The organism is Phenylobacterium terrae (assembly GCF_042681205.1).
Lineage (GTDB): Bacteria > Pseudomonadota > Alphaproteobacteria > Caulobacterales > Caulobacteraceae > Phenylobacterium > Phenylobacterium terrae.
The window spans coordinates 287,501-306,559 of sequence record NZ_JBHUEY010000001.1 but is presented as its reverse complement, the minus strand read 5'-3'; the positions used below and the strand labels follow the sequence as shown (position 1 = coordinate 306,559).

21 protein-coding genes are annotated in these 19,059 nt (G+C 71.2%); 11 read left to right on the top strand and 10 right to left on the bottom strand.

Annotated features, from left to right (window positions below):
* The first annotated feature begins 12 nt into the window (after positions 1–12).
* From cysE to ACFSC0_RS01450, 3 genes are all read left to right on the top strand, one after another.
* Positions 13–843, top strand: a complete 831-nt coding sequence (gene cysE / locus ACFSC0_RS01460; protein WP_377281126.1) for a serine O-acetyltransferase — start codon at positions 13–15, stop codon at positions 841–843.
* A gap of 65 nt (positions 844–908) precedes the next feature.
* The gene (locus tag ACFSC0_RS01455) at positions 909–1,115 is read left to right on the top strand and encodes a DUF3126 family protein (RefSeq protein ID WP_377281127.1); all 207 of its coding nucleotides are present in this window, start codon (positions 909–911) and stop codon (positions 1,113–1,115) included.
* 21 nt (positions 1,116–1,136) lie between these two features.
* Positions 1,137–2,549 carry a tetratricopeptide repeat protein gene (locus tag ACFSC0_RS01450; protein ID WP_377281128.1) on the top strand — a complete coding sequence of 471 codons (1,413 nt, stop codon included), beginning with the start codon at positions 1,137–1,139 and terminating at the stop codon, positions 2,547–2,549.
* Positions 2,550–2,559: 10 nt separating this feature from the next.
* Here ACFSC0_RS01450 and ACFSC0_RS01445 read toward each other — a convergent pair whose 3' ends face one another.
* Positions 2,560–3,348 carry a PhoH family protein gene (locus tag ACFSC0_RS01445; RefSeq protein WP_377281129.1) on the bottom strand — a complete coding sequence of 263 codons (789 nt, stop codon included), beginning with the start codon at positions 3,346–3,348 and terminating at the stop codon, positions 2,560–2,562.
* Positions 3,349–3,641: 293 nt separating this feature from the next.
* On the opposite strand from ACFSC0_RS01445, the gene ACFSC0_RS01440 reads away from it, so the two are divergent.
* Positions 3,642–4,175, top strand: a complete 534-nt coding sequence (locus tag ACFSC0_RS01440) for a gamma carbonic anhydrase family protein (RefSeq protein WP_377281130.1) — start codon at positions 3,642–3,644, stop codon at positions 4,173–4,175.
* Between the two features lie 153 nt (positions 4,176–4,328).
* Here ACFSC0_RS01440 and ACFSC0_RS01435 read toward each other — a convergent pair whose 3' ends face one another.
* Both ACFSC0_RS01435 and ACFSC0_RS01430 read right to left on the bottom strand, forming a co-directional pair.
* Positions 4,329–4,502 (bottom strand): rubredoxin, encoded by a 174-nt coding sequence (locus ACFSC0_RS01435; protein WP_377281131.1) that lies wholly within the window; start codon positions 4,500–4,502, stop codon positions 4,329–4,331.
* Between the two features lie 97 nt (positions 4,503–4,599).
* Positions 4,600–5,355, bottom strand: a complete 756-nt coding sequence (locus ACFSC0_RS01430; RefSeq protein ID WP_377281132.1) for a sulfite exporter TauE/SafE family protein — start codon at positions 5,353–5,355, stop codon at positions 4,600–4,602.
* Positions 5,356–5,446: 91 nt separating this feature from the next.
* On the opposite strand from ACFSC0_RS01430, the gene ACFSC0_RS01425 reads away from it, so the two are divergent.
* The 3 genes from ACFSC0_RS01425 to ACFSC0_RS01415 all read left to right on the top strand — a co-directional run bounded on the left by ACFSC0_RS01425 (position 5,447) and on the right by ACFSC0_RS01415 (position 7,883).
* Positions 5,447–6,034, top strand: a complete 588-nt coding sequence (locus ACFSC0_RS01425) for a TetR/AcrR family transcriptional regulator (protein ID WP_377281133.1) — start codon at positions 5,447–5,449, stop codon at positions 6,032–6,034.
* A gap of 55 nt (positions 6,035–6,089) precedes the next feature.
* A complete protein-coding gene (locus ACFSC0_RS01420; protein ID WP_377281134.1) occupies positions 6,090–6,737 on the top strand; it encodes a glutathione S-transferase family protein in 648 nt (215 codons plus the stop codon).
* Between the two features lie 210 nt (positions 6,738–6,947).
* Positions 6,948–7,883 (top strand): tetratricopeptide repeat protein, encoded by a 936-nt coding sequence (locus tag ACFSC0_RS01415; RefSeq protein WP_377281135.1) that lies wholly within the window; start codon positions 6,948–6,950, stop codon positions 7,881–7,883.
* Here the strand turns inward: ACFSC0_RS01415 and ACFSC0_RS01410 are convergent.
* A complete protein-coding gene (locus tag ACFSC0_RS01410; protein WP_377281136.1) occupies positions 7,880–8,428 on the bottom strand; it encodes a PAS domain-containing protein in 549 nt (182 codons plus the stop codon). The genes ACFSC0_RS01415 and ACFSC0_RS01410 overlap by 4 nt on opposite strands.
* Before the next feature lie 121 nt (positions 8,429–8,549).
* Between ACFSC0_RS01410 and ACFSC0_RS01405 the strand changes: the two genes are divergently transcribed.
* Positions 8,550–9,416, top strand: a complete 867-nt coding sequence (locus ACFSC0_RS01405) for a hypothetical protein (RefSeq protein ID WP_377281137.1) — start codon at positions 8,550–8,552, stop codon at positions 9,414–9,416.
* Positions 9,417–9,591: 175 nt separating this feature from the next.
* On the opposite strand, the gene ACFSC0_RS01400 is transcribed toward ACFSC0_RS01405, so the two are convergent.
* The 4 genes from ACFSC0_RS01400 to hfaA form a co-directional block, all read right to left on the bottom strand.
* Positions 9,592–12,513, bottom strand: coding sequence for a M16 family metallopeptidase (locus ACFSC0_RS01400; RefSeq protein ID WP_377281138.1), 2,922 nt, complete (start codon positions 12,511–12,513; stop codon positions 9,592–9,594).
* 164 nt (positions 12,514–12,677) lie between these two features.
* On the bottom strand, positions 12,678–13,910 hold the full coding sequence (gene hfaD, locus ACFSC0_RS01395) for a holdfast anchor protein HfaD (RefSeq protein ID WP_377281139.1): 1,233 nt from the start codon (positions 13,908–13,910) through the stop codon (positions 12,678–12,680).
* Positions 13,840–14,844, bottom strand: a complete 1,005-nt coding sequence (hfaB, locus tag ACFSC0_RS01390; RefSeq protein ID WP_452603506.1) for a holdfast anchoring protein HfaB — start codon at positions 14,842–14,844, stop codon at positions 13,840–13,842. Before hfaB ends, hfaD begins: the two co-directional genes overlap by 71 nt.
* The gene (gene hfaA / locus ACFSC0_RS01385) at positions 14,831–15,274 is read right to left on the bottom strand and encodes a holdfast anchoring protein HfaA (RefSeq protein ID WP_377281141.1); all 444 of its coding nucleotides are present in this window, start codon (positions 15,272–15,274) and stop codon (positions 14,831–14,833) included. Before hfaA ends, hfaB begins: the two co-directional genes overlap by 14 nt.
* A 151-nt stretch (positions 15,275–15,425) precedes the next feature.
* On the opposite strand from hfaA, the gene ACFSC0_RS01380 reads away from it, so the two are divergent.
* On the top strand, positions 15,426–16,067 hold the full coding sequence (locus ACFSC0_RS01380) for a rhomboid family intramembrane serine protease (protein WP_377281142.1): 642 nt from the start codon (positions 15,426–15,428) through the stop codon (positions 16,065–16,067).
* A 56-nt stretch (positions 16,068–16,123) separates the two neighbouring features.
* Positions 16,124–16,552 carry a CBS domain-containing protein gene (locus ACFSC0_RS01375; protein WP_377281143.1) on the top strand — a complete coding sequence of 143 codons (429 nt, stop codon included), beginning with the start codon at positions 16,124–16,126 and terminating at the stop codon, positions 16,550–16,552.
* A 96-nt stretch (positions 16,553–16,648) separates the two neighbouring features.
* Here ACFSC0_RS01375 and ACFSC0_RS01370 read toward each other — a convergent pair whose 3' ends face one another.
* Entirely contained in the window at positions 16,649–17,773 is a 1,125-nt protein-coding gene (locus tag ACFSC0_RS01370; RefSeq protein ID WP_377281144.1) for a serine hydrolase domain-containing protein, read from the bottom strand.
* The gene (locus ACFSC0_RS01365; RefSeq protein ID WP_377281145.1) at positions 17,770–18,219 is read right to left on the bottom strand and encodes a MarR family winged helix-turn-helix transcriptional regulator; all 450 of its coding nucleotides are present in this window, start codon (positions 18,217–18,219) and stop codon (positions 17,770–17,772) included. Before ACFSC0_RS01365 ends, ACFSC0_RS01370 begins: the two co-directional genes overlap by 4 nt.
* Positions 18,220–18,269: 50 nt before the next feature.
* On the opposite strand from ACFSC0_RS01365, the gene ACFSC0_RS01360 reads away from it, so the two are divergent.
* On the top strand, positions 18,270–18,824 hold the full coding sequence (locus tag ACFSC0_RS01360) for a metallophosphoesterase family protein (RefSeq protein ID WP_377281146.1): 555 nt from the start codon (positions 18,270–18,272) through the stop codon (positions 18,822–18,824).
* Positions 18,825–19,059 lie beyond the last annotated feature (235 nt).

Here is a 19,059-nt window from a genome sequence, read left to right as displayed (position 1 = left end):
CGGGAGGAGCCGATGAGCCAACGCCTGGAAGTGATCGATCCCTCGGCGCCGCCGCCCGTCTGGGCCGCGCTGCGCAACGAGGCGGCCCGCGTGGCCAAGACCGAGGCGGCCCTGGCCAGCCTCCTGCACACCGTGATCCTGTCGCACGAGGACCTGGGCGGCGCCCTGTCCTACCAGCTCGCCCGCAAGCTCGGCGACCAGGAGCTGGGCGCGATGACCATGCGCGAGATCGCCTGCCAGGCCTACGAGGCCGAGCCGCGGCTGGTCGAGATGGCCGAGGCCGACCTCAAGGCGGTGTTCGAGCGCGACCCGGCCTGCAGGGGCTATGTCCAGCCCTTCCTGTTCTTCAAGGGCTTCCTGGCGCTGCAGACCCACCGCATCGCCCACTGGCTGTGGAAGCAGGGCCGCGAGGCCATGGCCTTCCACCTGCAGAGCCGCACCTCCGAACTCTTCCAGGTCGACATCAACCCGGCCGCGCGAATCGGCTCGGGCGTCTTCTTCGACCACGGCACCGGCATCGTCATCGGCGAGACGGCGGTGATCGGGGACGACGTCTCGATGCTGCACGGGGTGACCCTGGGCGGCACAGGCGCCGAGCGCGGCGACCGCCACCCCAAGGTCGGCAACGGCGTGCTGCTGGGCGCCGGCGCCAAGGTGCTGGGCAACATCACCATCGGCGACTACGCCAAGATCGCCTCCGGCTCGGTGGTGCTGAAGCCGGTGCCTCCCGGCTGCACGGCCGCGGGCGTGCCCGCCCGGCTGGTCAACTGCCCGACCTGCGACGAGCCGGCCAAGAGCATGGACCACACGCTCGCCGACGCCGTCTACGACTACGTGATCTGAGGTTTTCCCGGACGCCGCTACCCGCTAGGTTCGCGCCGCAAGCGAGAACCAAGGAGCGCGCAGCCGTGGACGAAAAAGCCATCCGCAAGATCGAGGGCCACCTGCGCGGCACCTTCGCCAATGCGCGCATCAAGCTGCTGCCGCGGCCCAAGCAGAAGGATTCGGCGGAGGTCTACGTGGGCGAGGAGTTCGTCGGCGTCGTCTTCCAGGACGAGGACGAGGACGGGTCCTACATGTTCGAGATGGCCATCCTGGCGGAGGACCTCCCCTAGCGGCCGATCCCGGCGCCGGCGATGAGCGACACCAATCTGCTGGACGTCGGCGACTACGACGATCCGGCCTTCGCGGACGCCAACCGGCTGCTGGGCGAGCAGCAGTTCGCGGCCGTCGTGGAATACGTCCGCGGGCTCGGACCGGCGGCCCGCCCGCCGACCCTGAACGTGGGCGGCGTGGCCGCGGTGGTGCTGCGGGCCCGGCCGCTGGCGGAGAGCTTCTTCCGCCGCGCGCTGGCCGCCGACCCCGGCTTCGCCCAGACCTACAACAACCTCGCCCTGTTCCTGCGGGTCGACGGGCGGCTGGCCGAGGCCGAGCAGGTGTTCCACGCCGGCCTGCGGGTGGCGCCCGACGAGCCGGTGATGCGGATGTCGCTGGCGAACCTGCTGTGGCTGCAGGACCGCCACCTGGAAGCCGAAGCGGCCCTGCGCGAGCTCGTCCGCCGCCACCCCGAGGACGCCGAGGCGCGCTTCAAGCTCGGCGGCCTGCTGCTGACCCTGGGCCGCTTCGAGGAGGGGTGGCCCTTCTACGAGGCGCGGTACGAGCCGACGCGCCCCGGGGCGCCCGAGCCGATCAACTTCGGCTGCCCGCAGTGGCGGGGCGAGCCGCTGGCGGGCCGCAGCATCCTCGTCTGGTACGAGCAGGGCCACGGCGACGAAATCCAGTTCTGCCGCTACGTGCCGCTGCTGAAGGCGATGGGCCCGGCCAAGGTGACGGTGGTCTGCAAGCCCGCGCTGGCGCCGCTGCTGGCCACGCTGGACGGCGTCGACCGCCTGGTGCCGGCCGAAGGCGTGCACGAGATCGAGACCCACGACTATTGGACCTACCTGCTGTCGCTCCCCTACCTGATGGGCACGCGGCTGGAGACCATCCCGGCCCAGGTCCCCTACCTGTCGGCGCTGCCGGAGCGGCGGGAACGCTGGGCGCAGCTGATCCCGAAGGACGGCTTTCGCGTGGGGCTGGCCTGGAAGGGCAATCCCGAGCTCGCCAACGACAAGAACCGCTCCCTGCCGGACCTTTCCGTGCTTCGGCCCCTGTGGGACGTGCCCGGCGTGACCTTCGTCAGCCTGCAGAAGGGCGTCGCGGAGGAGGAGGCGGCCGACCCGCCGGCCGGACAGCCGCTGCTGAACCTCGGCCGCCACTTCCAGGACTTCGGCGACTCGGCGGCGCTGATCGAGGCCCTGGACCTGGTCATCAGCGTCGACACCGCGCCGGCGCACCTGGCCGGCGCGCTCGGCCGGCCGTGCTTCTGCCTGACGCCGGCCGAGGGACTGGATTTCCGCTGGCTGCTGGAGCGCAGCGATTCGCCCTGGTACCCGACGCTGACCCTGTTCCGCCGCCCCCTCGGCGCGACCTGGGATGCTGTGACGCCCAAGGTGGCGGAGGCGCTCGGGGAGGCCGTCCGGCGCTCGGCCCGCGCCCCCGCGTCCTAGGGCGGTGGGCTCAGAGCACGCCCAGCATTTCGGCGACCAGCGGGTGACGGACGATGTCGCGGTCGGCCAGGCGGACGACGGCGATGTTGTCCACCGCCTCGAAGCGGTCGGCGACGGTCGCAAGGCCGCTCATCTCCGGCAGCAGGTCGGACTGGGCCGGATCGCCGGTGACCACCATCGTCGAGTGCCAGCCGAGGCGGGTCAGCAGCATCTTCAGCTGCACGTAGGTGCAGTTCTGGGCCTCGTCGATGACCACGAAGGCGTTGTTCAGCGTCCGCCCGCGCATGAACCCGACCGGGGCGATCTCGATGGCGCCTTCGGCCATCAGCGCCCGCACCCGCTTCATCGACAGGCGGTCGGAGAGGGCGTCGTAGAGCGGCCGCAGGTAGGGGGCGAGCTTGTCCTCCATCTCGCCGGGCAGGAAGCCGATCGATTCGCCGGCCTCGACCGCCGGCCGCGAGAGCACGATGCGGCCGACCCGGCCGGCCTCCAGCGCCTCCACCGCCTTGGCGATGGCCAGGTAGGTCTTGCCGGTGCCGGCCGGGCCCAGCGCCAGGACCAGGTTCTTCTGGTCGATGGCCTTGATCAGGTTCTCCTGGCCCGGGGACTTGGCCTTGATGGTCTTCAGGTAGCCTTGATCCCGCTCGTCGTCGCCGCTCCCCGCCAGGGGCGACCACCCGCGGCTGACCGGCAGGCGGCGAACCTTGCCGTCATCGCCGAACTGGGTGGCGTCCAGGGCTCCGTCGCGCAGCTGTCGCTTCAGGGCACGCTTGGTCATCAAGGCCTCCTTGGGGGGCATGAAAAAAGGGCGAGTCCGACATCGGATCGCCCTTCGACTGGAGTGGATTTGAATCGGCGGCGGAGTCGCGCCGGGGCTGGCCGCCCCAAGCTCGGTGGTGATCCGGGCGGCTCCAGCCGCCCCACTGACACACGCGACACCCGTTACTCCGTTTCGCGGGAGCCCGGACGCCGGACGACGCCCGGTGGGACGCGGCGGGGCTTTCACCCCTCCGAATCGCCCGACTAGAATGATCCTATCGTGCTTTATGAACGGTTAAACGCCGCCGGAAGCTGAATAAAGGAACGGTGACAATGGCTGTCTACAACTTGGGTGATGTTGCTCCTGAGCTTCCGGGCGAAGATGAATACTGGATAGCGCCGAACGCGGCCGTGGTCGGCCAGGTGATTCTCAAGAAGAACGCTTCGGTGTGGTTTGGCGCCACACTTCGCGGCGACAACGACCCCATCGTCGTCGGCGAGAACTCCAACGTGCAGGACAATTCGGTGCTGCACACCGACGCCGGATCGCCGCTGACCATCGGAGCGAACGTGACCGTCGGGCACATGGTGATGATGCACGGCTGCACGATCGGCGACGGCAGCCTGATCGGCATCGGCTCGATCATCCTCAACGGGGCGAAGATCGGGAAGAACTGCCTGATCGGCGCCAACTGCCTGATCACCGAGGGCAAGGAGATCCCCGACAACTCGCTGGTGATGGGCGCGCCTGGCAAGGTGGTGCGCGAACTCTCCCCCGAACAGGCCCAGCGGATGGCCTTCGGCGCCATGGGCTATGTGCGCAACTGGCAGCGATTCAAGAAGGAACTGAAGCCCGTGGCGGGCTAGAGCGCGTTTTTCGCGCCCCCTCCGTCTCGTCGCTTCGCGCCCATCCACCTCCCCCGTCGACTTCGCGTCGGGGGAGGAGCTTATGCACTCAGATCCTCCCCCGCAGCGCAGACTGCGGGGGAGGGGGACCGCCGAAGGCGGTGGAGGGGGCGCTCAGGCGATCACCACCATCTCGAACTCGGCCTTGGCCGTGCCGCAGTCGGGGCAGCACCAGTCGTCGGGGATGTCGGCCCAGCGCGTGCCCGGCGCGAGGCCCTCTTCGGGCGCGCCCTTCTCTTCGTCGTAGATGAAGCCGCAGATGCTGCACTGGTAACGCTTGTAGTCCATCGCGCTCGCCTCCTGGCGCGATGCCAGCCTGTTGAACCCTGTGCGTCAAGCGCGCCTAGACCTCTCCCCCCGCTCGGGGGGGAGAGGTTCAGGACGTTCAGCCGCCGCTCGCCGCCTTCCAGATCAGCTGCACGCCCACGACGATCATCAGCAGATAGATCAGCTGGTAGAAGCGCTCGGCGGCGATGCGGCGGACCAGCCAGACGCCGGCGAAGGTGGAGGCCACGGCCAGCGGCAACAGGGCCGCGGCGGTGAGCAGGTTCTCGGCCGTGAACTGGCCGAGGGCGGCGTAGGCGGGAACCTTGATCCAGTTCACCACGGCGAAGAAGATCGCGGTCGTGCCGATCAGGCTGGCCGGCGGCAGGTTCTTGGGCAGTACCCACATCTGGAACGGCGGGCCGCCGGCATGGGCGATCTGGCTGGTGAACCCGGCGGCGACGCCGAACAGCACCCCCACCGGCGCGGGCGAGTCGGCCGGCGCGGCGACCCGGCCCCCGCGGGAGGCCCACAGCCTCTGGACCGCGAAGAGGATGGAGATGGCGCCCAGCGTGGCGAGGACGGCTGTGGCCGAGACCTCCGCCGCCAGGAGGTAGCCGAGGACGATGCCGATCGCCGCGCCCGGCAGCATCACCGCCAGCACGACCTTGTCCCAGTCCCGCCGGAAGGCCCAGACGCTGACCGCGTCCTGCACGATCAGGATCGGCAGCAGGATGGCGGCGGCCTTCACCGGCGAGAGGGCCATGGCCAGCAGCGGCATCGAGATCGCGCCGACGCCGGCGAACCCGCCCTTGGCCAGGCCCATGAGCGCCACCGCCGGTATCGCCAGGGCGTAGAAGACCGGATCGGTGATCATCCTCCCGCGCTAGCCTGCCTCCACCCGGTTCGGCAATGGCCGCCCGACAATGAGCATTGCAAAAACCGAACGGTCGTGCTTTTCTTCCGGCATGGGAAAAGGCGCGGCCACACGCGAGGCGGTGATCGACGAGGCGCTCCGCCAGGCGGTGGCGCTGGGCCTCGAGGGCATCTCGCTCGGCGGGCTCGCCGAGAGCCTGAAGCTCTCCAAGAGCGGCCTCTTCGCCCATTTCAAGTCCAAGGAGGCGCTGCAGCTCGCCGTGCTGGAGGAGGCCTCCGAGCGCTTCCGCCGGCAGGTGGTGGAGCCGGGCCTGACCGAGCCGCGCGGGGGCCCGCGTCTTCGCGCGCTGTTCGACCGCTGGCTCGACTGGATCGAGGGCGAGCCGTGCATGGGCGGCTGCATCTTCGCGGTCGCCAGCCAGGAGTACGACGACCGGCCGGGCCCCGTTCGGGACCGGCTGGTGGCGGTGCAGAACGACTGGCACGAGCTGCTGGCCCGGGTGGCGACGGACCTGCCGAGGGACGGCAAGGCGCCCGTCGCCTTCGGCCGCCAGGTGGCCTTCGAGCTCGTCGGCCTGGGGCTGTCGTTCCAGCTGCACGGCAAGCTGATGAACCGGCGTGACGCCCGCCAGCGGGCGGAGGAGGCGTTCGATCGGCTGCTGCGCGAGGCCGTCGGTTGAGGTGTTTGTTTTGGCTAGAAAATAGCACGAACGGTCGTGCGTGATGGAGGGTCTGATGAAGCTCTATACGGGTCCGGTGAGCATGTTCGGCGCGAAGGTCCTGATCGCGGCCGCGGAGAAGGGGATCAGGCTGGACGTGGAGATGGTCCCCTACCAGCCGCGCACCTTCACCTACGTCGGCCACCCGGAGGTCGACCGGATCAATCCCAAGCGCCAGGTGCCGGTGCTGATCGACCAGGGCCTGGAGATCTTCGACTCCACCGTGATCTGCGAGTATTTCGAGGACCTGTTCCCCGAGCCGCCGCTCTGGCCCGCCGAGCCGCGCAGCCGCGCCGCCGCCCGCCTCGCCGAACTGAGGGCGGACGAGATCTGGTTCCCCAAACTTCGGCAGCTCGGCCAGTTCGTCCGCGATCCGACCAGCACCGAGGCGGTCGAGGCGCGGGCGCTGGCCATGGACGCCTATCGCGAGATGGACGCCGCGCTGGGCGATCGGACGTGGATGGCCGGCGTGTTCAGTTACGCCGACATCGCCGCCTACACTGCGTTCCTGACCGCGGCCTTCTTCGGCTTGCGCCCCGAGGGTCTGCCCCGGCTCTCCGCCTGGCGGGATCGGATGGAGGCCCGGCCGAGCGCCCGCGCCGCCCGCGACGGGATCCTCAGCTACCTCGCCGAGCAGAACATCCGCCTGCCGGAGCCGGCCTAGGCTTAAGACCTCTCCCCCCGCTCGCGGGGGGAGAGGGTAGGGTGAGGGGGGCTCGCCGCCGCCCCGGCGTCCGCGGGCAAGAGCCTCACCCCCAAACCCATCTGTTCGATCCTGCCGCCGCCTGCAGCGGCGCCCCTCACCCAACCCTCTCCCCGCAAGCGGGGAGAGGTCTCTACGGGACTCAGCTCCGCGCTGTGCTATGCGCCGCTCATGGCGGAAGACTTCGGCGTCCTGGTGGAGCGGGGAATCCAGGCGGCGCATGCGCTGGATTTCCCGACGGCCGAGCGGGCCTACCTCGCGGCGCTGGCGCAGCGGCCGGACAATGCGCCGGTGATCGCGGCCCTCGGCCTGGTGATGCTGGCCCAGGGCCGCTACCGCGAGGGCTTCATGCTCTACGAGGCCCGCAAGGCCTTCGACGGCGACCCCATCGCCGGGGCCGGCATGCCCGAATGGGGCGGCGAGGACCTGGCGGGCCGCAGCCTGCTGGTCTGGCGCGAGCAGGGGCTGGGCGACGAAATCCAGATGGCCCGCTACCTGCCGCGGATCCGCGGCGCGGGCGAGGTGATCCTGGTCTGCTCGCCGCCGCTCGAGCGGCTGTTCGCCGGGCTGGGCGTCACGGTCTTCCCGCTGACCGAGGGCGCGGTGGTCCCGCGCGCCGACCTGCATGTGCGCAATCTCTCGCTGCCCGCGGTGTTCGAGACGACCGTGGAGACCATTCCGCCGGCGCCCTACCTGACCGCCCCCTCGGCCCCGAAGAGCGGCGGCGTCGGCTTCGTCTGGCGCGGCAATCCCGAACATCCCAACGACGCCCGCCGCTCGCTGCCTTCGCCGTCGGTGCTCGACCCGCTGCGGGAGGTCGCCGAACTGGTCGATCTGCAGGAGCCGCGCGGCGACTTCCTCGACACCGCGGCGCGCATCCAGGCGCTGGACCTGGTGATCACCGTCGATACGGCCATGGCGCATCTGGCCGGCGCGCTCGGCGTGCCCTGCTGGGTGATGCTGCCGGCCTACCGGACCGACTGGCGCTGGATGACGGGGCGGGCCGACAGCCCCTGGTACCCCTCGTTGCGGCTCTATCGCCAGCCGAGCCCGGGCGACTGGGACTCGGTCGTGGCCGCGATGGCCCAGGACCTCAAGGCGCTCTAGGCGATCCGCCGCCCGTTCAGCGCCGCGAGCCGCAGGTGGGGCGCCGGCTCGACAGCCGGGCCGGCCGAGAGCATCCGCTCCAGCGCCAGCGTCAGCACCGGCGCGCCCTGCAGGCGGGCGACCAGCGTCAGCGGCTGGACCAGCCCAAGGACCCGGTCCGGCCGGACGTCGTCGCCGGGCAGGGGCGCGAACAGGACCTCGATCGGCAAAGCCGCCCGCTCGGTCAGCGCGTGGGCGTGGACGACCAGGGGCGCGCCGCGGCGGCGGGCGTCCTCCAGCGCGGTGCGCAAGGGGCCGGCGTCCCGCGGGCGCCAGAGGTCCAGGGCGGGGACGCCGCGCAGGTCCTGCGCGAACAGTTCGCGCACCAGCTCGCCGACCAGCCGGAACCCGTAGCTGCCCGGTCCGGCCCGGCCGAGCACGAACACCTGGGGCGCGATGGGAGCGAAGTCGGCCGGATCGATGGGGCCGCGCAGCGGCGCGCCGCGGAAAGCGCGGCTGCGCCAATAGTCTATCAACATCTCTGTATTTGAATGGAACACCGACATGCCTGCGCAGGCTCCGTCCCGCGGCCTTGGCCGGCCGCACGGGCCTTGCAGGAAGTTCTGGACCAGGCGCCGCCTGTCCCGTTTCGGGACAGTCCCGGCGCTCCTTGGAGGGGGCGGTCTGATGAGGATGCGTTCGAGCCTGCTTGGCCTGGCGCTTGGCCTGGCCGTGCTGCTGATCGGCGGCGCCGCGCCAGAGGATGCGCAGGCCCAGTGCTGCGCGCCGCCGCCGCCGCCCTGCTGCGCCCCGCCGCCGCCGTGCTGCCAGCCGCCGCCGCCTCCGCCGCCGCCCCAGCCGCCGTGCTGCGTGCCCGGCCACAACGTCAACATTCCTGGCGTCAACGTCTTCATGGCGCCCCAGGTGATCGTCAACGCCTCGGCCAGCGGCCAGGCGATCGCCGCCGCCGGCGCGCGCGGCCGCGCCGAGTCCACCGTCTTCGTGGGCGGCGGCGGGGCCGGGGGCTTCTTCAGCCCGCCGATGCCCACCGGCGTCATCCAGCTGAACGTCGACGGCGGCAAGCGCATGAAGCGCGTCGCCTACGAGGCCAGCCGCGAGGTCACCAAGAAGATCGTCATCCGCGCCGTCTGCATCGACGACCGCCAGGTGCCGCATCCGGCCTCCCAGCTCAGCCCCGACCGCGACATCGCCGACGGCTACGAGGGCGAGATCTACCGCTGCCTGGCCGGCTCCTACCTGCAGGTCACCTGGGCCGAATGGCTCGACAAGGCCGACTTCGAAGGCGGCAAGACCCTCATCTGCAAGAAGGGCGAGGCCCTGTGGTACGGCGCCGGCGAGATGAAGTGCCGCCCGGCCAGCCGCCAGCGCGACTGCTTCGAGCGCAGCCTGCTGCGCCGCTTCGGGGCCGGCATCAAGGTGCTGACCTGGCGCTACACCGAGACCTACACCGCCTACCGCGAGGAGGAGGAAACCGTCACCTCCACCGCCACCAGCTTCAGCATGGACGGCGGCGTCGGCGGCGTGGTGTACTAGGATCCCGCTCTCCCTCCCCTTCAGGGGAGGGTGGACGCGGGCGCAAGCCCGCGGACGGGTGGGGCAGCGTCGGGCTCCCAGGGGCTCGACCGCCTGGCGAGGTCGCGGCGGGAGACTCCCCCACCGGCCCCTCGCTACGCTCCGGCCCACCCTCCCCTGAAGGGGAGGGAAGGCGCTACTTCCCCTCCGGCCGCACCACGAACTTCCAGGCCTTCTCGGCTGCGAGGAATTCCTTGGCGGCGGCCTGCACGTCCGCGGCCGTGACCCGGCGGGTGGCCTCGATCACCGTGCGCGTGGCCTCCAGCCGGCGCGGGTCGGCCTGGGCGCCGGAGAGTTCGCCCAGCCAGTACTCGTTGGTCAGGCGGGCGCGCTCCAGCCGCTCGATGCGGGGCTGCTTGGCCCGGGCCAGCTCGTCGGCGCTGATCGGCTTTTCGGCCAGGTCCGCGGCGATGCGGGCGACGTCGGCGAAGAAGGCCGGCAGCTTCTCGGGCGGGATCTCGACGCTGGCCGAGATGTAGCCCCAGTCCGGCAGGTTGAAGCTGTGGGCGTAGGCGACGCTCGGCGAATAGGTGGCGCCCTGGGCCTCGCGCAGCTCCTCGATGAGCCGCAGCCGCAGCACCTCGCCCATCACCGAGGTGTTCCGGGCCCGCTGGGGATCGGCGAAGAAGTCGTCGGTGCGCCAGGCGACATAGCCCATCGCCTGGTCGGGCCGGCCCTTGTGGGTGCGGGTCACCGGCTCGGGCGCCGGGGCGGGGAACCCCACCTGCCGCTGGGCCTCGGGCACGGGCGCGGGCTCGGCGGGGCGCGGGGGCAGGGCGCCGAACGTGCGGGCGACCGCCTCGGCGGCGGCCTCGACCGTGATGTCGCCGACCATCACCACCTCGATGGCGCCTTCGGCCAGGGCCGGGGCGACCTGGGCTTTCAGGTCGTCCAGCCGGGCGTCCGCGATCTGCTCGCGGCTCGGGAAGCTCCAGCGCGGGTCGCCGTCGCGCAGCAGGCCGCCCAGGTCGCGGGCGACCACGCCGCCGACGGTGGTCTCGTAGCGGTCGTGGATGGTGGCCATGGCGGTCTTCACGCGCTCGAAGGCCTCCGGCCGCCAGCCGGGTTCGGCCACATAGGCCGCCAGCACCTGCATCTGGGTGTCGAGATGGTCGGGGCGGGTCGAGCCGGTGAAGGCGAAGGCGTCCTCGGCGATGCCGAAGCGGGCGCCGTAGACCTTGTCGGCCAGCACCATCTCCATGTCCTCGGCGCTGATCTTGGCCATCCCGCCTTCGGTGACCGCGTTTCCGGCCCAGGTGTAGCTCGGCCGGTCCTTGGGCAGGGACAGGAGCCCGCGGCCGACGTTGACGCGGACCAGCACCTCGTCGTCGCGGAAGGCGGTCGGCTTCACCGTCAGGCGGACCCCGTTCTCGAACCGGAGGAAGGTCGTCTCCAGGTCGGCGGCCTGGGTGCGCTCGGCCACCTTGCCGGGCGGCCCGAAGCTCGCGTACGGCCAGGCCGTCGCGCCCGCCGCCGGCGGCGGCTCGACCGGCGTCTTGCGGGAAGCCTCGAACGCGGCCAGCAGGGTCGCCTCGCCGCCGTCGATCGGGGTCGGCGAGACGGCGAAGATCAGCGGCCCCTCGCCCCGGAAGGCGTCCTTCATCGCGGCGGAGACCTGGGCGGCGGTCAGCTCCTTCACCGCCGCCTCGAAGATCTCCAGCTCCTGGGCGGGATTGGTGACGACGTGGTCGTCTTCCAGCGAGCCCAGGATGTCGCCGGCCAGGGCGCCGGGCCGGCGGGTCGCCGCGCCGGCGACGGCCGCCTGCATGGCGGCGCGCACCTCGGCGATCTCGCGGTCCAGCTCCTCCTGGCGAACCCCGTGGCGGACGATCCGGCGCTGCTCCTGCTCGACCGCGGCCAGCGCGTCGCGCCAGCGGCCGGGCTTCACGTTGACCGAAACGAGGGTGATCTCGGCCGCGTCGTACTCGTCGCCCTTGTAGGCGCCGGCTCCCAGGAAGGGCGGGTCCGCCGAGCGGCCGATGCGGTTGAAACGCCGGTTGAGCACCGAGAAGCCGAGGCGCTCGGCGACGTCGCGCTTGCGCTTGGCCAGGGTGTCGAAGGCGACGTCCGGCGGGCCGATCCAGGCGATCTGCAGCGACTCCTGCACGCCGGTCTCCACCACCAGCCTGGCCTCCACGCCGCGTTTGGCGATCGGCCCAAGGTCGGGGTCTTCGCCGGCCGGGCCCTGCGCCTGCCAGTCGGAGAAGCGGGCGCGGATCTTGGCCTCCATCTCGGCCACGTCGAAGTCGCCGACGGCGATCAGCACCGTCCGCTCGGGGCGGTAGTAGCGCTGGTAGAAGTCGGCGATGCGGCTCGCCGGCGCGGTCCGCAGCACCTCCGCCTCGCCGATCGGCATCCGCTCGGGCGGCAGCTGGCCGCGCAGGAAGAACTCCAGCCGCTGGCGGTAGACGCGGTAGGCCGGGGTGTCGCGCGAGCGCTCCTCCGACAGCACCACGCCGCGCTCGCGGTCAACCGCCGCCGGTTCGATGAGCAGGTTGCCGACCACCTCGCGCATCAGCATCAGCGAGGTGTCCACCGTCTCGGCGTCGGTGCGGGGCAGGTCGAGGCGGTAGACCGTCTCCTGCAGGCTGGTGGAGGCGTTGGTGTCGGCCCCGAAGGCCAGGCCCAGCCGCTCCAGGATCCGCACCATGTCGCCCTCCGGCACGGCCTTGGAGCCGTTGAAGGCCATGTGCTCGAGGAAGTGGGCCAGGCCCTTCTGGTCGTCGTCCTCCATCAGCGAGCCGGCGTCGATGCGCAGCCTCAGCGCCGCCTGTCCCGGCGGGATGGTCTGGCGGCGGATCGCATAGCGCATGCCGTTCGGCAGGGCGCCGAAGCGGATCTCCGGGTCCGGGGCTATGTCCGATCGCGCCTGCGGCCACTCGCCGGGCGCGAGCTCGACCGGGGCGGCCGGTGCGGCCGTTTCGGAAGCGGGCAGGGTGGCGCACGCCGCAAGCGCCGCCGCCGCCAGCGCCAGCGCGGTGCGCCTGAGCGCGTGGAAGGTAAGGCCTGGGATCTTCACGGGAGCCGCGAACATCGCCGCCCCATGCGGCCAACGCAAGGGCTGCAAATCCTCCCCGCAGGGGGAGGGGGACCGCGAAGCGGTGGAGGGGGTTCAAACGCACAGAGCTTGGGGCGGCGCGCTCGCGGCGTCAGCGCCCGCGAACCCCCTCAGTCGCTTCGCGACAGCTCCCCCTGTGGGGGAGCATCCTCTCTTTACGCGCGCTACTCCTGCGGGCGGGTGACGTAGTAGCTGGCGGTGTTGCCGACGGCGTTGGCGGCGCCGATGGCCGAGCGGGCGGAGCCGGTGACGGTGACCGTACCGGTGGCGGCGACGTCGGCGTCGTTGGTCTGGCGGTTGTTGACGCTCATCCGCCCGTCGCATTCCGAACAGGCGTAGCCGGTGGCGGCGTTGCCCATGGCCATCGCCGAGGCGTGGGCGTCGTAGCCCTCGTGGCCGGTGTAGGCGGCGATCGCCTCGACGCCCCCGGCGATGTTCAGCTGTTCGACGTCGAGCACCACCTCTTCGCCGAGCTGGCCGGCCAGCAGGCTGTTGCCGACCCCGTAGGCGCTCGCGGTCCCGGAGCCGAACTGATAGCCGCTGCTCTCGGCCTGGGCGCGCACATAGGCCTGGTTCTGCTGAAGCGCGGTCATGTCCAGCAGGGCGCCCTCGTTGCCGGCCGAGATGTTGTTGCCCGACGCGGTGGCGCTGGTCTGGGTGACGTAGGCGTTGCCGAAGGCGGTGAACTGGGCGGCCTGGACGAGGCCGGACTCGTTGTTCTGGTCGAGGATCATCCGCTCGGACGAGCCGTAGCCGGCCGCGCTGGTGATGTTGTTGGCCGCCGCAGCCGCCGAGAACATGGCCGTGTTGTCCACGTAGCCCACGACCCCGCCGCCGTCGGCGGAGATGTCGGCGCTGTTGTACTGGCTGGCGCGCACGCCCGAGACCGCCGCGCTGACCGAGAAGCCCTGGCTGTTGCCGAGCGCCTGCACGGACGAGGCGATGTCGCCGGCCTCGGCGTTCTCGCCTTCGTACTGGCCGACCGCGGCGATCGTTCCGCCGCGCGAGACCTGGGTCGTGACCGCCGTCAGCGCGCCGGCGTAGACGGCGGCGTCGCCGAGATTGCCGCTGGCGTTGCTGGAGAGGCTCGTCGAGGCGCCGGAGCTGACCGCCACGTTCGCCGTCACCTGCGAGCCGACCGCCCCGCCGCTCTCCTGGTAGGAGATGACGTCGAGGTCGCCGCCGTCGACGCGGGCGTCAAAGCTGTTGGCCGTCGAGGTGGCGACGCCGACCGTCTGGTCGGTCACCTCCTCGACGTTCAGGATCTGCGACGAGAACAGGTCGCCGAGCTGGATCTGCTCGTTGAGGACCGGACTCTGCGCGTGGCTAGTAGCGGCCGCGAACGGCGCGGTCGCGACCAGCGTGCCAGCGAGAAGGATCTTCGCGGGTGTTCGCATTGTTCGTGTCCAGGTTGTTGTAGGCGGGCACGTAGGCGCCGGTCAGGCCCACGGTGCCGCCGCCCAGCGGGTCGTGCTGGAGGCAGGCCTCGGGGCCCGGCATGCCGTAGAGGTTGGCGGTCATCTCGACGACGGCGCGCTCGACCAGCGCCCGCACGGCCAGCTGCATCGGCTCCAGCGCGCCCGTGCCGGCCGAGACGTCGAAGACGTTGCCGTTCAGGAAGTCGAACCAGCCGACCGCCACTTCGCGGCCGACCACCTGCTTCTGGTAGGAGATGACGTCGACCACCTCCAGCGTGCGGGTGTTGATCAGGCGCAGGTCCAGGCCGATGTTCATCACCATCAGCCGCCCGCGGAAGTTGCCCTTGGGATCCTCGACGTCCACGTCGCCCGCGGCGATGTCGAAGCCCGACGAGCGGATGTTGAAGTTCAGCTCGGTGATGCCGCCGGCGACATAGAAGTCCGAGCCCGGCACCTGGCCGGCCAGGATGCGCCGGTACTCGGCCGGCATCTCCGGCGCGGCGTTCGGCGCATCGGAGATCAGCTTGTTGTTGGCGTACTTGAGCTCGAGTTCGGACACCGAGGTGTCGAACCGCTCCACCAGCGGCATGCCGGCCTTGGCGAAGGCGCTCATCGCCATCAGCGAGGCGCCCTGGGTGATCTTGCGGCCCGAACCGTCCGCCTCGGCCTTGCCGGTGTAGTCGGCGATCCGGCCCACCGCGATGCGCGGGGCGGTCAGCCGGTTGGCCCGGGCGTAGCCGGCCATGCAGACCAGCGCCGACGAGTAGGACGTCGGGTTCGGCGTCACCGTCGAGGAGCCGATCGGCTGGGCGTAGTTGCCGGACGGGCCCGCGACCGGGGTCGCGCAGCCGGCCAGAGCCATGGCCGCGGCGCTGGTCAGCGCCGCGATCTTGAAGAGCCTATTGGCCATCACCGCTCACTCCCCCGTTGAGCTGCGTGGTCGCCGTGACCGGGCCGTTGTTCACCTGGCTCGAGTTCACGATGACGGTGTTGTAGTTGCCTTGCGTGACCACCACGAGATTGTTGCCGATGGCCGTGGCCCCGCCGCCCAGCGCGCCCACGCCGGCGAAGGCGTCGGCCGCGCCGCCGGCGCGCGAGAAGCTGGACTGGTCCTCGCCGGTGAGGATCAGGCCGTCGACGATCACCCGGTTGCCGTTGGCGTCGCGGGTGGTGACGTCCACCGGGCGGTTCTCCTGGCCGGAGTAGCGACCGTAACCGGCGTTGAACTCGGCCGAGTTGGTCGTCATCGACTGCGCCGCAGCGCCCGTTCCGGCCGCCAGGGCGGCGGCGAGAAACGCGGCGCCGGACGCGCGGCGAAGGCGGGCGCCTTTGACTGCGTGCATGAGACCTGCCACCCCCAGAACTTCCACGACGGGGCGCAGGCGCGTTCGCCCTGGCCCCCGATCGTCACCATTTAGAAGCGAAACACTTGGCTATTTGGTTAAGGACGAGAGGGCTGCGACCAATGTTCTTCAGCACTTGCGGTGACCGGCCTTGAACGGCGAGCGCCAGCCCTTCTTCAACGCCCCCTGGCCGCCGCTCCTCGTCACCGGAGTGATCGTCGGCCTCTATGCAATCCAGTCCTTCGCGCCGATCGGGCCGGTCGCCGAGCGCTTCGGCTTCTCGCCCGCAAAGCTCGCGGACGGCGACTGGGCGAGCCTGGTCACGCCGCTGTTCGTGCACGCGGACTGGACGCACGCGCTGGTCAACGCGGCGATGGCCCTGGCCTTCGGGGCGCCGGTCGCGCGCTTCCTGGGGGCCGGCGCGTCCGGCGTGACCGGCTTCTTCCTTCTCTACTTCGCGAGCGGCGTGCTCGCGAACCTCGGCCACGCGGCCGTGCACCCGGGGGAGACCGCCGCGCTGATCGGCGCCTCGGGGGCGGTGTCGGGGTTGATGGGGGCCGCGGCCCGGCTGATCGCCACCCGCGGCGCCCGGCTCGGGGCCCTGAACAGCCCGCCGGTGATCGGCATGAGCCTGGCGCTGATGATCGTGAACCTGCTGATGGCGGTGTTCGGCGCGCCCCTCTCCGGCTCGCCCATCGCCTGGGAGGCCCACCTGTTCGGCTTCGCCGTCGGCCTCTTCGGCATCGGCCTCATCACGCGTCTGTTTGGCCGGAGGGACCGCCTTACCGATTGATTCTTCGGGTCAGGTGAGCGACCCTCGGTATCCAAAGGACAGGAGGGATCGCGCCCATGCTGGTGTCCCAGATCCTCAAGACCAAAGGCGATGCGGTGTTCACCGCCACGCCCAACGAGACCCTCGGCGCCCTGGCCGCGCTGCTGAACGCCCGCAGGGTCGGGGCCTTGGTCGTCTTGGACAACGAACGCGTGGTCGGCATCGTCTCCGAGCGTGACGTGATCCGGGCGGTGGCGGAGGAGGGGGCCGCGGCGCTCTCCAGGCCCGTCGGCGACGTCATGACCAAGGACGTGATCTTCGCCGAGCCGGGCGACCGGGTCGACCAGTTGCTGAGCCGGATGACCGACCGGCGCATCCGCCACCTGCCGGTGTGCAAGGACGACCGGCTGGTGGGCATCATCTCCATCGGCGACCTCGTGAAATCCAAGATCGGCGAGGTCGAGGCCGAGGCGGACGGCCTTCGGGCCTACATCGCCGCCGGCTGAGGAACGAGATCCCCTCCCTCACGGGAGGGCTTTAAGCCCGGCCGCCCGCCGGGGTGGCGGGGAGCTTTTAGTCGGGGCTCCCCGCCCGTCTTATCTTCAGGGCGCCAGACCGAGGTCCTCGTAGATCGCCTCCGCCAGCGCGTTCTGGCGCGCCGAGTGGACCTGATCGTCCGCCACCATGCCGTTCCAGGAACAGGCGAGGACCAGCTGCGCGTCCGGATCGCAGAAGGCGGTGGTGGTGCGAAACCCGGAGTGGCCGAAGGCGCGCGGCGAAGCGTGACGGCCGTAGCCGTAAAGGTGGGGGCGGCCCTCGTGGTGGATCTTCGAATCCAGCGTCAGGCCCAGGCCCCAGTCGATCCTCAGGCCCCAGCTGCGGTCCATCAGCCCGGTGCGGTGGCGGGCGGTCATCGCCGCGACCGTCTGAGGCGAGAGGATGCGCGTCCCGTCCAGTTCGCCGCCCCGGCGCAGCATCTCCAGCAGGCGCGCCAGCTCACGCATCGGCCCGCGCCCGTTGCCGCCCGGCATCACGTGGGTCAGCTGGTGCGGCGCGTCGGGCGCCCAGGAGCCGGGCTTGGGCTCTGCGCCCGTCGTGTCGAAGGTCTCGCCCAGGCGGTCGGCGTAGCGATCGACCTCCTCGGCCGTCATGCCGACGAAGGAGTCCGACATCCCGAGCGGCAGCAGCACCTCCTCGCGCACGACTTGCGGGAAGGGCCGCCCCCGTTTGCGGCGGACGATCTCCGCCAGCAGCAGGAAGACGGCGCTGGTGTGGTAGCCGGCCTTGCGGCCCGGGACCCAGCCGGCGTCCGGTCGGGCGGCGCAGATCAGCGCCACATTCTCTTCGTTGGTGTTCGTGTAGCGCACCGCGAAGAGGGCGTTGTCGACCCCCAGCAGGCCGCAGGTGTGGGTCCACAGGTGGCGCAGGGTCACGCCGCCCTTGCCGTTTTGGGCGAACTCCGGAAGGTGCGCGGCCACCGGATCGTCCAGCCCCACCAGCCCTGCCTCCCAGATCCGCGCGAAGGCGACCGAGCTGACGATCTTGCTGCAGGACAGCCAAGTCATCATCGAGTCCGGGGTCATCGCCTTGCCCGGGGCGGCCAGCCCCAGGGCGAGGTTGGCGACGAGCTCCCCGGCGAGCCTGACGTGCAGCTGGGCGCCCACCTGCAGGCCGGCGGCCATGCCGTCCTCCAGCACCTGGCGGGCCCGGGGCAGGGCGTTGGTCATGTCTCGTCTCCTTGCGGCTCGGCCAGGTCCTCGAGGGCCCCGAACACCGCCGCCGCCTGCGCCCGCAGCGCCGGCTCCAGGCGGTCGAGGTGCTCGGCGACGAGGGCGATCTTGGCGGTCCGGACCGCCTCCACGAGCGCCAGGCCGCGGGCGGTCGGCTCGATGCGGACGCCGCGGCGGTCCTGCGGGTCGGGGCGGCGGCGGATCAGCCCGGCGCGCTCCATGTCGCGCGCCAGCCGGGTCATCGCCGGCCGGCTCACCCGCTCGAACTGGGCGAGCTCGCCCACATTGGCCGGCCCGTGGAAGGCCAGGCTCGCCAGGGCCGAGAACCTGGCCGGCGAGAGCCCGGCCTGCAGGTCGATGTCGCGCAGCCGCCGGCCGAGGTGCTGGACGAAGAGGTAGATCTGCTCGGGCAGGGGAGGGGGAGGGGAGGGGATTGCGGCCATCTTGGCGGGGAGTATAGTTCACACTGTTAATCAAGTGAACGGAGGCGCGCGTGGTCCGGACCGATCGCATCGAAGGCGCCCGTTTCGGGCTGGTGGCCGACACCCACGACAGTTTCATCGACTGGCCGGCCGCGCTGGCCGCGATCGGTCGGGCCCTGGGGCCAGTGGACGGGATCATCCACTGCGGCGACATCTCGACCCGCAAGGCGGTGGCCGACCTTTCGCGCCTGGCGCCCGTCTGGGCCGTGCGCAGCTCTGGCGACGAGGCGGCCGATCCGCCGGCGCTGGTGGATGGGCCGCGGGTGCTCGAGGCGGGGGGCGTGCGGATCGGGGTGGTGTTCAGCCTGTCGGACCCGCCGGTGGGCGCCAAGGTCGATCCGGAGCTGGCGTTCGGCGAGGTCGGGCCGGAGGAGGCCTGCCGGCGGCTGTTCGGCGGCCGCGTGGATGTCTGCGCGTTCGGCGGCAGTCACGTGGCCGCCGTGCTGCAGGAGGCGGGGACGCTGTTCGTCAATCCCGGCAGCCCGACCCTGGCCGACAAACGCTCGGTGGCGGTGCTCAGCCTGGCCGGGGGCGCGCCGGCGGTGGAGGTCGTGCCCGTCGGCTAGCGGCGCCGGCCGCCCTGGCGCAGGTGCGGCGGACCTCTGCGACACCTTTGTGAAAGCGGGCCGTTGACAAGCGGCCGCCGCCGAACCAAATAGCGCCCCGGTTCGGCGACGGACCCCGGCGGCCACGAAGAGATCGCAAAGATCTTGAAAAGGCTTTGAAGGGGGCTTATCTGGCGAACCTCACCGCATTGCTGACGAACTTCTCGGGGTTTCCCGGTAAAACCGCGTCAGTGAT